This window comes from Candidatus Methylomicrobium oryzae (assembly GCF_016745425.1).
In the GTDB taxonomy this organism is placed as follows: Bacteria; Pseudomonadota; Gammaproteobacteria; order Methylococcales; family Methylomonadaceae; genus Methylomicrobium; species Methylomicrobium oryzae.
Window position 1 is genome coordinate 137,108 of the sequence record NZ_JAERVK010000002.1, and the last position, 13,129, is coordinate 150,236.

Below are 13,129 nucleotides of genomic sequence, written 5' to 3' on the forward strand. Positions count from 1 at the left end.
GTGACAAAAGTTATTGCGGTAACCAATCAAAAAGGCGGGGTTGGCAAGACGACGACCAGCGTCAATCTGACGGCCTCGTTGGCGGCGGCCAAGCGCCGCGTGCTGCTTGTGGATCTCGATCCGCAAGGCAATGCGGCGATGGGCTGCGGGGTCGACAAACAGAAAGTCCCCTATTCCAGCTATCATCTTTTAGTCGAAGAAGTACCGGCCGAGCAAACCGTGATCAAGCTGCCGGAGCTCGGTTTCTCTGTGATTGCGGGCAACGGTGATCTGACCGCGGCCGAAGTCGCGCTGATGGAGGCCGAGCGCCGCGAGCGGCGGCTGGCCGAAGTGCTGATGCCGATCAAGGCGCAATACGATTATATCCTGATCGATTGTCCGCCGTCCTTGAACATGCTGACCTTGAATGCACTGGTCGCGGCGAATAGCGTACTGATTCCGATGCAGTGCGAATATTATGCATTGGAAGGCTTATCGGCCTTGATGAGCACGGTCAAAAGCATCCAGGATACGGTCAATCCCGAACTGCATTTGGAAGGTATTTTGCGGACTATGTTTGATGACCGCAGCCGGCTGACCAAGGATGTCTCCGAACAATTGGTCGAATACTTCGGAGAAAAAGTGTTCCGCACCTGCGTGCCGAGGAATATCCGTCTCGCTGAAGCGCCGAGCCACGGGTTGCCGGTTTTAGCCTACGACAAAACTTCACGGGGCGCGTTGGCCTATCTCGCGCTGGCCGGTGAAATGTTGAGAAAAGAGAAGAAGTAGCGCATGTCGATCAAGAAACGTGGATTAAGCCGCGGCCTCGATGCATTGCTCGGCGATGTTTCAATCGCCCGGACGGAAACCGTGCCGTCCTCGGCGCCTTCAAATGTTCTGCAAAAATTGCCGGTTGAGTTTCTGCAGCGCGGCAAGTACCAGCCGCGCAGGGACATCAATCCGGAAAAACTGCAGGAACTGGCCGATTCCATCAAGGCCCAGGGCGTGATCCAGCCGGTCGTGGTGCGGCAGCTCGAAAGCGAAAGATATGAAATCGTCGCCGGCGAGCGGCGCTGGCGAGCGGCGCAGCTGGCCGGATTGCACGAAGTGCCGGTCGTGGTGAAGGAGATCGACGACCGTACTGCGATGGCGGTGGCATTGATCGAAAACATTCAGCGTGAAGATTTGAATCCGCTCGAAGAAGCGGAAGCACTGGCGCGCCTGCTCGACGAATTCGGCATGACCCATCAGCAGATCGCCGACGCGGTTGGTAAATCGCGGGCGACCGTAACCAATTTATTACGGCTTCTGGATTTGCATCCGGAAGTTAAAAAGCTGCTGCTGAACAAGCATATCGAAATGGGCCATGCGCGCGCCCTGCTCGGCCTCGAAGGTCAGAAACAGATCGCCGCCGCGTATAAAATCGACAAGGAGGGTTTAACGGTCCGGGCCGCCGAACGGTTGGTCAGAGAGCTTCAGTCGCCTCCGGCCGCAACGGAAAAAGTCAAAATCATCGATCGCGACACATTGCGTTTGCAGGAAGACCTGACTTCCCGTTTGGGTGCAAAGGTTTCGATCGACCATAAAAAAAACGGCGCGGGTAAGCTGATCATTGCTTATTCCAGCCTGGAAGAGCTCGATGGGATCATCGGGCAGATCAAATAAGCTTTCCTTTCCAGTCCCGCTTTCGTTTGCCTGCGTCAAACGAAAGCATTCCCTCCTCACGCGTTGGCTGAATTTTCAGTTGACGGTTAAAAATTTTCCCCTTTATAAATGCCGTATAAAAAGCTCAAACTTGAGCTTTTTCCATTCCCGGCTCCAGCTTTCGAAAAGACGGGATAAGTTTAGTCAAGAATGTCCCCTTTCTTTTGAATAACAGGGGGGAATGAGACGCATAAGGTTTAACAAATGCGAAGCTGTGCTATATTTTGATCATGAAATACAGCTATTTATTTTTCATTGATGAAGTGAGGCACGCCTTGCGGCGCAGGTATGCGTGCTGCGTGGAAAGATTTGTTATTTCAATGACTTATGCTGGTGTTAAGGAGGGCTGGATTGGTGATACTCGATTTTCCGTTTTTTCTGTATCGGGGCGGCAATGCGGTAGATTGCCGTGCCGAACGTCAGCGCTATGTCTCCTAATCGTTTCATCTCCCAATTCAGCCGAATTGTCCGAACCTCTTCATTTTTTCTGGGATTCCCATGCAGCGGTCTAGCTCCGGGTGGTTCATCGAAAATGCCGCGAAGGTCCGTCTGATCGCCGAATCCAGTCAAGCGTTTTTTCTTGTCTTACTCAGCTTGCGCAGAGCGGTTGTTTTATCAGCGGTCATGCTGCTGCCGGCAATGGCCCTGCAGGCGGATGATTCAAAAGTTCGCTTGCTCGGCTCCAGCAATAACGCCAAGCAGCTGACTACCGAGACGATACGCGAAATATTCTTCATGCGGCTGAGTACTTGGCCTGACGGCACTCCTATTCATGTGTTCGTGCTTCCGGATAATCACCCCTTGCATATTCGTTTTGCGAAAGAAATTTTGGGCGTCTATCCGTTCCAACTCCGCTCGGCCTGGGACCGACTGGTTTTTTCAGGCACCGGCGTATCACCCACTACCGTAGAATCAGAAGAAGAAATGCGCGCACGAATCGAATCTACGCCGGGCTCTATCGGCTATACAGATACAATATCAGGAGATCATTGATGAGATCAGTCAACTTTGATGTTATTTTCGGCAAAGCTGCTCCGATGATCCTTTGCTCTTTATTGACTCTATTGATGCCTACAGGAGTTGCGGCGCTGGAATGGCTGGACGGAAAGGTGCAGGTGCACGGTTTTGCCGGTCAAGGTGCGACTTATACCGATCATAATCAGGTTTTCGGTTCAAGCCACGATGTCAGCTTGGATTTTAGGGAAATGGGTCTTACAACTTCTGTAAAACCGTTACCCAATTTGTTAATTTCTGCCCAAGGTTTATATCGGGATGCGGGCGGCTCTGATACCCAAGGCGTCCGTCTCGATTTTGCGCAGGCGGATTATAGCCATGCGTTTTTGGATTCAGCTTTGGTAATTGGTGTTCGCGGCGGGCGGGTTAAGCTTCCGTTCGGCTTATATAATGATACCCGTGATGTTTTGTGGACTCGACCCACTGTGTTATTGCCTCAGTCGATTTATTTTGATACGTTAGCCTTACGTCAGGGGATGCTTTCGGGTGACGGAGGAGCACTCTATGGTCGTTACACCCATGGTGAACACAGGTATGGCTTGGAGTTTCTGACTTTTGAGACTCAGGACAACACCGGAGGAGTGGCAGCATTTTGGACAGGCATCCCTTCGGTTAAAACTGCGGCGCAGGGGAATTTTGGAGGACGCCCTGCGTTTATAGGAAGAACTTTTTATGAATGGATGGGGGGACGTGTAAAGTTATTGTTTTCTATAGTCGATATTGAGCGCGATTTTCATTCATCGAATGCGATTTATCAAAACGGTAATACTAAAATTACCTTTCCGCTGTTTTCGGCGCAGTATAATGCAGAAAAATGGTCATTGACAGCCGAATATGGTTGGATCGATAGCCAACGTAGTGGTTATTCTCCATCGTTACAAAATTTTCCTACCTGGAAGCAAAATACATCTGAGAACTTTTATATGCAGGGTGAATACCGTTTTACTCCAGATTTCTCGGCGGTGCTTCGCTATGATGTATTACATCTCAATCGTGAGGATCGAGATGGTAGAGAGATGTCGCAAATGACGGGAGGAATGGTTGCTCCTCATCGTTTTTACGCGAGGGATTTAACTGCGGGTGTGCGCTGGGAATTCGCACGTAATTTTCTGTTGGCGGTTGATTATCATTACGTGAATGGTACCGCGTGGTTGAATGAGAAGGATAATCCCACACTGAATAATCCCGGAACCTCGTCGCATTTTAGTCTGTTTACTACAATGCTGTCATTTCGGTTTTAAATTTTTAAATGGTAGAGGATTTATATAAAGCCAAGCATAAGCCGCGATTCTCTAGCTTACATCGCAAGTGGCTGGCGTCGCTAAGCTTGTTGTTGCTTTCCTTGGGTGCGGCTTTTGGGGCGTTGAATTACTGGTATCTGGAGGCACAGGTTAAAGCGCAGTACGCGCAAAGCCAAGCTGCCTGGACCGCCGAATTGAAGGGCTTGATCAAGCATTCGGTGGATCGGCTGCAGCGCTTCAGTATCGTGATTGCCTCGTTGGGGAATTTGTCGGACCGTTTGAAGTCGTATGGCGGCACGATTCAGTCAACTGAACTCGAACGAAAGTTTTCCAGCGTGCGTTACGAGTTGGATGTCGAAAGAATCGTCATTTTTGATAAACAGGGTGCGATCCGGTGGAATTGGGCACCGGATCGCAGCAGTGCCGTTTCGATGCAATCGATGATGGACGCTATTGCGCATGCGAAACAGAGTGAACAGCCTGGGGCTGTTTTGGACTGTCAGCTGCAATGCGGACTGAACGTGGTGATGCCATTGCTGGCGGATGGCGAACACGTCGGATTCATTGGCATGAGCCAACGCATTACCGACCTGGTAATGGAATTTTCAACTGCAACCGGAGTGGATATCGGCATTTTAGTACCAGCCAGCACCGAGAGGACGCAACAGGTTTTCCCGGGATGGGGACTGTATACTGCCGCCTTGACCCATGCTTCGTTGCTGAAGCCCTTTATTGAGGATCTGTCGGAACGTTATACCTTGCTGGAGGATATTCCCGCCGATGTCTGGCTGCGATGGAAGGATAATTTTTATGTCTTCCATGTTGTTCCTCTTAACCACATCATTTCCGGTGTAAAAGGTTATCTGGTTTTCATTTTCGATGTGACGGAAGACATGGTTGCGTTGAAAACGATTAATCGCAACAGTTTGCTGTTGATAATCGGATCGCTGCTGTTGGCCGAAGTATTTTTGTTTTTGCTGCTGCGCAAGCCGCTGCAGCGGCTGAGCCATTTGGCGCAAACTTTGCCTCTGGTTGCGCGGGGCACCTATGCACAGGCTTATCAGGCATTCGATTCATTGGGACGCTTTCCCAAAAAACAGGATGAAATCGATTTGCTGTATGAGACTTCAATCGGCCTGACGCGCCAGATCGAGGAGAGCCAATTGGCCTTGGCTGCCGACAGAGACTTCATCCAGGGCATTCTGGACAGCGTGCAAGTGATGATTTTAACGCAGACTCGCGACGGCCGGTTGCACATGGTAAACCGGTATATGTCCGAAATGCTGGGGCGTCCGTCGGAACACCTGAAGAAAAATCTGTTCGTCGACCTGCTGGAAGGGAACGAAGGCAAAGAGCAGTATCAGAGCAATCAGATCCATTTATTCTCGTCTTCCCTGCATCGTCTCGAACATGAAGGGTCGATTATCGATGCCAATGGTGAACTGCGCCACATTATCTGGATTCATACTTTTCTAGGCTCTATGTATCAAGACGATGCGGTCGTGCTGTCTGTCGGGATGGACGCGACTGATCGTATCGTAGCCGAAAACCGTAGCCGCTGGCTCGCCCACCACGATCCTTTGACGGGGTTGGCAAATCGGCTGCGATTTCATGAAGAACTTGAAAGAAGCTTTGCCGATGCGGTACGCAGCGGTAATTCCAGCGCACTGCTGTTGCTTGATCTGGATTATTTCAAAACAATCAACGACAACAGCGGTCATGCCGCCGGGGATGCGCTGCTGGTCATTCTTGCCAATGAACTCCGTGCGCGTGCGCGCAAATCCGACCTGATCGCCCGGCTGGGGGGTGACGAATTCGCTGTGTTGATGCCGACAACCGGACAGGTGGGCGCCGAAACTTTCGCTACTTCCCTAAATGAGCGGCTGAAGGAGCGCAAATTCCAGTTCGGGAATAAAGAATACCGGATTTCGGCAAGTATCGGCATTGCCTTGCTGCCCCAACATGGCCAGGATGTGGAAGAGCTGATGGTTAATGTGGATACGGCAATGTATGAAGCGAAAAAGAACGGTAAAGGACGATGGTGTTTATATTTTTCTGACCAGGAATCCATTTTAAACAAGAACGTCGTGAAGGCTCGATAATAAGATAAATTTCCCTTACAGTTTTTACCTTAAACAAGGTAAATGAGAGTTTATAGTGACGACAATATGAACAAAAGTTATTTGTTACCTTCTAAATGGTTTAATAATGTCAAATCGAAGCTTAATTACATAAGTTTTTTTAAAATGAAAGCCTCGATTATAGAAAAACAAAATGCAGCTGAAGAGCTATCTATGGCAGCAATAATGCGTGATGCTGAAGAAAAAGGCTTCGTGGTTCATAAAGTGGATAATAGCTTGACTATCTCAATTAAAAAATCTTTTGATGCTCTTTCTGATGCCAAAACACAAAACCTAGAATTACTGTCATTAAATTCAACACCTTCGGAAGGATGGATCGCACCTAATAAATTGCTTAATCTGAGACAGCTTATTAAAAATGCCTCCGAGGTTTATAGAGACAGAAACTATCCATTTAATTTAGGATTCATAGATGGGGTTGAAATTAAGGGAGTTTGCAAATTTTTTAAAACACCAGAACGAAACATATTTATTAATCCTAACTTTTTTGGACTAGAAAATTATAGCGTTCAGTGGCTTCACGATATGAATATCGTACCAAGTCCGACAAATACACATCAGCTATCCCAAGACCTTTTCCAACAAGTACAAAGCCGAGTAGCAAAAATGCAAAAAACCAATATTGTATTACTTGCTGCCGCAACTCTACCAACAGTAGAGGAAGAGGCATTAAAAATCGCTAGTGATGTTAATGCATGGCTATTTATTAACGATGACTTATTAGATTCCAGAAATTCAGATATTAATAAAAATAAACAATTGGTTTCTGAAATTTTTGATGAATATTTAAAAGCCATAAAGGGAGAAGATTATGCATTGCCTGCTAATCTCCCTGATAATAAAGAGTTGATTATTTTAGGTTTATTAAACGGACTGAAAAATATTGGCGAAAGGCTAAGAGCAATAGTAGATCCTTCTTTAACTAAATATATATATGAAGGTTTCTTGAAGTACAAAAAAGGTTGCGTAACTGAAGCTGGAACACGAACAAAGCAAGCAGATTTGGCTAAAGGCAAATCTGCTATTGATCTTCAAATATCCTTATCTTTGCTTAATGCCACACGACATTATGCAGGTTCAGTTGATTTTGTGCTTGAGATTGCCTTTGCTTTACAAAATATATCTCTAACTCAGAAAGAACGGGAGATTTTGGAGGACAATCATCTTTTTCGTCTTGGAAAAGATCATATTTGCTATTTTAATGATGTACTTTCCGGAATCAAAGAAAAGAGTGAAGGTTTAAATGAAAACCTTGTTCTTCATTATATGGAAATAAACCCAGAACTAACGTTTAAAGCAGCAGTTGATGCGGTAATGAAAGAAGTCAATACTTGTGCAGCAGAGTTTCAAATTAAAAAACAAGAAGCGATAATATGCTTACAAGCCTCCGGTGAAGGAAGAGAAAAGCCAGTCGATATAGCACCATTATCTGCCGCAATCGAAAGCATAGAAAATTGGATAGAAGGTCATGTTATTTGGGAAGTTTTATCTGTTGAAGGAAGGCATCCAAAATTTCTTGATACCCGTTTGAAGGAGACATCCATTTAACATCTAGAGCATTTCTCTATTTGTTAGAATCATAGCCCGCATTTTGCAAAAGTTTTGGCATTTCTCGGGTTAAATCTTATTAAACCATGTGCCTAGGATTTACCAAAGCTGATCGATGGTCCGCTCCGTGGCTTTGCGCAGAAGGACTTTCTTCAGCTTGGCAAACATCTATTCAATTGGATTCAGAGCTGGGCTGTAAAGGAGCAGATATTTCAAGGGGGACGTTTTACGCTGCCATAATCGCCTCGAGATCAGACCACCTTAGAGGGCGGAAAATTGTCATAAATGACGATATCGTCGGGCTGCAACGTCGGTTCGAGCTGAGAGCGCAGGTATTCCTTAAAACCGTTGCTATGCAGCTCGTCCACATGCTACGGTGCAATCCACCTATCGGCCCGCAAGCCGGCAATGAAGGTCAGCGTTTTCAATGCCCGGTGCGGCACCGATGCAGCGAGCAGCGTCTACCGTTCGGTTATGGCAGCGGAGCAGTTAGGTGATGTCTCTGTTTCATCAAGAAACACCACCTTGAGCACATCAATACGGTTGTCATTGATATCTTTTCATTTGTCGCGGCACAGATCTTTCACTGGCTTGAAAGACCGGCGATGGATGTTCAAAGGTCCGAACTTTGCGAGTTCGGATAAATGTTGCGGGGTGCCGTAACCTTTATGCAGATCGAACGCAAAGCCGGGGAATTCTTTCGCATAACCGTCCATAATCCGGTCGCGGTGGACTTTGGCAAGGATAGAAGCCGCGCTGATAGCCAGAATTTTCCGGTCGCCCTGTACGATTGCCTGGGCCGAGACCGCTAAAACCGGCAAGCGGTTGCCGTCAACCAGTACGTGGTCCGGTCGGGTCGAAAGCTGCTCGACTGCTCGCTTCATTGCTAGCAGTGTAGCTTGTAAAATATTCAGCCGGTCGATCTCCGCTACGGTAGCTTCGGCAATGGACCAGGCAAGGGCGTTTTCCTGAATGGCTTGATCGAGCATCAGCCGCTTTTTTTCGCTCAGCGTTTTCGAATCGGCCAAGCCGCTTATCGGTTTTTTGGGGTCGAGGATTACGGCGGCAGCTACGACCGGCCCCGCCAAAGGACCCCGCCCGGCTTCGTCGACGCCGGCGATCAGGCCGGGTTCCGCAAGAATGAGGCCAGACATTGCGTAAACAGATCCAATGCGCGGCTAGCGTAGAATGCCGCGGCTGACATGGCGCAAGAAATCCGCCAATTCGCCCAAATGAATATTCTCTCCGTGAAGATTCAGCAGCTCATCAATCGCATCTTCGAGGCGAAGATTCATCTTATAAACGATTTTATACGCTTTCCTGATTAGCCGAATGTCTTCAGGAGAAAAACCGTTACGCTCCATCCCGACCGTGTTGATCCCATGAGGTCGGGTTGGCTTGCCGCCGACCATCACGAAAGGCGGCACATCCTGGGTGATTGCGCTGCCCATCGCAGCAAAGCTGTACTGGCCGATTTTGGTAAATTGGTGGACCAGTGTGAAACCGCCCAGAATCGCGTGGCTGCTCAGGCTGACATGGCCGGCCAGAGAAGCGCCGTTGGCCATCACGACATGATCGCCTATCATGCAGTCGTGTGCGACATGGGTATAAGCCATGAATAAATTGTCGTTGCCGATTTTAGTAATGCTGTTATCCTGCTGAGTGCCCCGATGCATTGTGGTGAACTCGCGGATCGTGTTGCGATCGCCGATTTCGAGCCGGGTCAGTTCGGCGGCATATTTTTTGTCTTGAGGGTCTTCGCCTATCGAAGAAAATTGAAAGATGCGATTGTCTTTACCAATGGAAGTCGGTCCTTTAATCACCACATGCGGGCCGATGACGGTGCCTGAATCAATCTTTACGTCGGCGCCGATGATCGTATAGGGCCCGATGGAAACGTCGCTGGCTAATTCAGCGCGTTTATCGATAATAGAAGTTGGATCAATCAAGTTTAATTTACCACGGCTGCACAGCGAATTTCGGCGCTGGCGATAAATTCGCCATCGACTTCGGCAGAGCAATCGAATGCCCAGATATTGCGCTTGCTTTTCAAGAATTTGGCTTCCAGCATCAACTGGTCGCCGGGAACGACGGGCCGTTTGAATTTGGCCTTGTCGACGCTGACCAGGTAATAAATCATCCCGGCGAGTTCTTCGCGGGCGGTTTCGGAGGCTAAAAGACCGGTCGTCTGCGCCATCGCTTCGATGATCAATACGCCCGGCATAATCGGTTTTTGGGGAAAATGGCCCTGAAAAAAAGGCTCGTTATAAGTAACGTTTTTGACCCCCAGTAACCTGACTCCAGGTTCACACTCGATGACCTTGTCGACCAGTAGAAAAGGATAGCGATGTGGTAAAAAGTTCTGTATTTGTAAAATATCTAACTTGATGGACATGGTGCGGATCGCTTTGATGATGAGGATGCGATTCCCGTCATTCAAATTACGAATGGCGTCGAGGGATGGAATCCGTCCGGAGGCATGATCGCTGCCATTCGTATCGATTTAAACAAAGGAAATAGAAGAAGCGTTGCCGGACTATTGCGCTGATGCCAGTTTTTTCTGAACTTGAGCGGTAATGTCCAGTTTGTCGTTGGCGTAGAGCACACCGTCGTACAATACGAGGTCGAAGCTTTGCTCTTTCGCGATCGCCTGAACAGCCTCGATGATGCGACGCTGCAATTTGCCGAGTTCCTGGTTTTTGCGGGTATTCAAGTCGTAGCCGGTCTCTTCGCTGGCGCGTTTATAATCGAGTGATTTGTCGCGTAATTTCTTTTCCAGGCCGGAGCGCTCGCTTTCGCTCATCACCGCGCCGTCGCGGTTCAATTTGTCTTCCAGAGATTTGAGCTCGGTTTCCATCGATTTGATTTTCTTCACGCGCGATGAAAATTCCTGTTCGAGTCGCTTCAATTCCGGAGCTTCCTTAAGCACTGTATTCATATAGACAATGCCCACTTTGAGCTCGGCCAAGCACACGTTTGAAGCGAGCAGCAAGCCCAGGAATAATGCAATTTTGGTTTTCATTGTGGATCAATTCTCCAGAGGATCGAAAATGTAGGAAATAGAGGTAACTTTATAGATTATAGGGGATAAGTAGGTTTAAGCCAAAACAACTTGCACTTTAGAAATTCTGCCCGAAGTTGAATTGAAATATCTGTTTCTGATCGCCCGGATCGGTTGGAGTTCCTGACTCGGCGTTCAGCGGCAACGCGGCACTGACTGACAAAGCGCCAAACGGCGACAGCCATTCGCCGGAGATGCCGGTGGAGTATCTCAAGTCGCCGAAATTGAAACCGTCCTCAACCGTGCCCGCATCGAAAAAGGTCCCCAGCCGGACCGATTTGACATCGGATAGAAATGGCACCGGAAAAAACAATTCGGCATTGCCGATAATTTTGGTGGAACCGCCAAAAGGATTGTTAGCGATTCTCTTGCTGGGGTCGCAACCGGTCCCACCGCCAGGGCAGATGTGGTCCCTGGGGCCGAGCGTATTATTTTTATAACCCCGTACCGAGCCGGTGCCGCCTGCGAAATAATTTTCGAAGAAAGGCAGCTCATCGGTATCGCCGTAGCCGTCTCCGTAGGCGACTTCGCCGTGCAGCCGGAAAGTCAAATCCTGAGCTACCGGAATGTAAAGCTGATGCTTGTAGCTGACCTTAAAATATTCCAGATCGCTTCCGGGAACGGTGGCAAGAGCGGAAAAGCGCTGTTGTCCCCCTTTGGTTGGGAATATCGCTTTGTTCAATGTATCGTGCGACCAACTGACTGCCGGAGCGAACGTAAAAAAACTGTCGCCTTGTTGTCTGATGAAATCTGAAATTTCGATCGAGGAAAAATCGGTTTCTTTTAGAGAAGTATGTTTGACGTCCGCGTCGAAGCGCAGACTGTCGAACTCGTTTAAAGGAATCCCGAAGTTGATGCCGGCATTTGCGACATCGGTGGAATATCGGGCGATGTTGATTGTACTGGCATCGCGGCTGGTATAGCCGAGGTTGTAACCCTGGCTGACCCCGTCCACGTTGAAATACGGATTGAAGAAGCCGAATTGATAACTGGTCAGGTAGTCGCTGTTGTTGAAGGCCAGATTGACCCGTTTGCCGGAACCGAAGATGTTGTCCTGCGAAATGTTCGCGTTCAGCACGATGCCTTGTACCTGCGAAAAACCGATACCGGCCGACAAGTTGCCCGACGCTTTTTCGGTTACTTTGTAGTTCACGTCGATTTGATCGGCGGTGCCGACGACCTGCGGCGTTTCGACGTTCACGTCTTCGAAATAACCCAGCCGTTCGAGGCGGGTTTTCGAACGTTCGATCTTGGACCCCGATGCCCAGCTTGCCTCCATCTGCCGCATTTCCCGGCGTAACACTTCGTCTCGCGTCTTGGTATTGCCGGCAAAATTGATATGGCGCACATACGCGCGTTTGCCCGGGTCGACGAAAAAGGTCATCACGACCGTTTTGTCTTTCTCGTTGATTTCCGGAACCATGTTCACGTTCGCGAAGGTATAGCCTTCGTCGCCCAGGCGGTCCGAGATCGCCTTTGAGGTTTCGGTGGCCTGTTTACGGGAAAAAATTTCGCCGGGGCCGATGCTGACCAGTTTGATCAGTTGTTCGGGCGGCACGATCAGGTTGCCGGCCAGTTTGACCTTGTCCAGCGTGTAGACGTCGCCTTCCTTGACGTTGATCGTGACGTAAATGTCTTTTTTGTCGGGGGTAATCGCGACTTGGGTCGATTCGATCGAGAAGTTGATATAACCCCGATCCAGATAGTATGAGCGCAGGGTTTCGAGGTCGGCGGACAGTTTTTGCTTCGAATACTGGTCGTTCTTGGTATAAAACGACAACAGGTTGGTCGTGCTCAATTCCAGCTGTTTGAGCAGGGTTTCGTCATCGAATGCCTTGTTGCCGACGATGTTGATCTGCTTGATCTTGGTGACCCGGCCTTCGGAAATCTTGATATGGATGCCCACCCGGTTGCGGGTCAGATTGGTCACCTCGGTCTTGATCTTTAGCGCGTACTTGCCGTGGCTCAGGTACTGCCGGTTCAACTCCTGCTCGACCTTGTCGAGCACCTGCTTGTTGAACACCTTGCCTTCGGACATCCCAATCGAGTCCAGCGCTTTGGTCAGATCTTCCTTGCTCAGATCTTTGTTGCCTTCGATCAGGATTTTCGCGATCGACGGCCGTTCGACTACGTTTACGATCAGGGTGGAGCCTTCCCGTTCAAGCGAGACGTCTTTAAAAAAACCGGTCTTAAACAGCGCCTTGATGGCGGGGCCCGCATTATCCAGCGAAAACTTCTCGCCGACATTGACGGGGAGATAGTTGTATACGGTGCCTTGCGAGATCCGCTGCAAGCCCTTGACCTTGATATCGGTCACGATGAATTCCTCGTCGGCTGCAACTGACTGAGACAACAGCAGGCACAGCAACAAAAGGCGGGCAATCGGTTTCGACATCATTCGGCAGGTGAAAGAGAACGGCAATCTCTGATTTATGGGGAGC

11 protein-coding genes and 1 pseudogene are annotated in these 13,129 nt (G+C 49.0%); 7 read left to right on the forward strand and 5 right to left on the reverse strand.

What is annotated here, in order from left to right; translation table 11 throughout:
• The 7 genes and pseudogenes from JJL52_RS02715 (at position 1) to JJL52_RS02740 (ending at position 7,627) form a co-directional block, all read left to right on the forward strand.
• Complete coding sequence (locus JJL52_RS02715) at positions 1 to 768, forward strand: AAA family ATPase (RefSeq protein WP_202050857.1); 768 nt, start codon at positions 1 to 3, stop codon at positions 766 to 768.
• Between the two features lie 3 nt (positions 769 to 771).
• Positions 772 to 1,446, forward strand: a pseudogene (locus tag JJL52_RS02720) (ParB/RepB/Spo0J family partition protein); the annotation flags it as partial.
• A gap of 60 nt (positions 1,447 to 1,506) precedes the next feature.
• On the forward strand, positions 1,507 to 1,644 hold the full coding sequence (locus tag JJL52_RS21705) for a hypothetical protein (RefSeq protein ID WP_436231505.1): 138 nt from the start codon (positions 1,507 to 1,509) through the stop codon (positions 1,642 to 1,644).
• A 537-nt stretch (positions 1,645 to 2,181) separates the two neighbouring features.
• Positions 2,182 to 2,676, forward strand: coding sequence for a type 2 periplasmic-binding domain-containing protein (locus tag JJL52_RS02725; protein ID WP_202050859.1), 495 nt, complete (start codon positions 2,182 to 2,184; stop codon positions 2,674 to 2,676).
• Positions 2,676 to 3,938, forward strand: coding sequence for a hypothetical protein (locus JJL52_RS02730; RefSeq protein ID WP_202050860.1), 1,263 nt, complete (start codon positions 2,676 to 2,678; stop codon positions 3,936 to 3,938). Before JJL52_RS02725 ends, JJL52_RS02730 begins: the two co-directional genes overlap by 1 nt.
• A gap of 86 nt (positions 3,939 to 4,024) precedes the next feature.
• A complete protein-coding gene (locus tag JJL52_RS02735) occupies positions 4,025 to 6,040 on the forward strand; it encodes a cache domain-containing protein (protein ID WP_236994007.1) in 2,016 nt (671 codons plus the stop codon).
• A gap of 66 nt (positions 6,041 to 6,106) precedes the next feature.
• Positions 6,107 to 7,627 carry a terpene synthase family protein gene (locus tag JJL52_RS02740; protein WP_202050862.1) on the forward strand — a complete coding sequence of 507 codons (1,521 nt, stop codon included), beginning with the start codon at positions 6,107 to 6,109 and terminating at the stop codon, positions 7,625 to 7,627.
• 560 nt (positions 7,628 to 8,187) lie between these two features.
• Here JJL52_RS02740 and rnhB read toward each other — a convergent pair.
• The 5 genes from rnhB to bamA all read right to left on the reverse strand — a co-directional run bounded on the left by rnhB (position 8,188) and on the right by bamA (position 13,083).
• Positions 8,188 to 8,781: a ribonuclease HII gene (rnhB, locus tag JJL52_RS02745; protein ID WP_202050863.1), complete on the reverse strand. Its 594-nt coding sequence runs from the start codon at positions 8,779 to 8,781 to the stop codon at positions 8,188 to 8,190.
• Between the two features lie 24 nt (positions 8,782 to 8,805).
• On the reverse strand, positions 8,806 to 9,576 hold the full coding sequence (lpxA, locus tag JJL52_RS02750; RefSeq protein WP_202050864.1) for an acyl-ACP--UDP-N-acetylglucosamine O-acyltransferase: 771 nt from the start codon (positions 9,574 to 9,576) through the stop codon (positions 8,806 to 8,808).
• Positions 9,577 to 9,578: 2 nt separating this feature from the next.
• Entirely contained in the window at positions 9,579 to 10,022 is a 444-nt protein-coding gene (gene fabZ, locus JJL52_RS02755; protein WP_202050865.1) for a 3-hydroxyacyl-ACP dehydratase FabZ, read from the reverse strand.
• Between the two features lie 141 nt (positions 10,023 to 10,163).
• Positions 10,164 to 10,649, reverse strand: coding sequence for an OmpH/Skp family outer membrane protein (locus JJL52_RS02760; RefSeq protein ID WP_202050866.1), 486 nt, complete (start codon positions 10,647 to 10,649; stop codon positions 10,164 to 10,166).
• A 97-nt stretch (positions 10,650 to 10,746) separates the two neighbouring features.
• Complete coding sequence (gene bamA / locus JJL52_RS02765; protein WP_202050867.1) at positions 10,747 to 13,083, reverse strand: outer membrane protein assembly factor BamA; 2,337 nt, start codon at positions 13,081 to 13,083, stop codon at positions 10,747 to 10,749.
• Positions 13,084 to 13,129 lie beyond the last annotated feature (46 nt).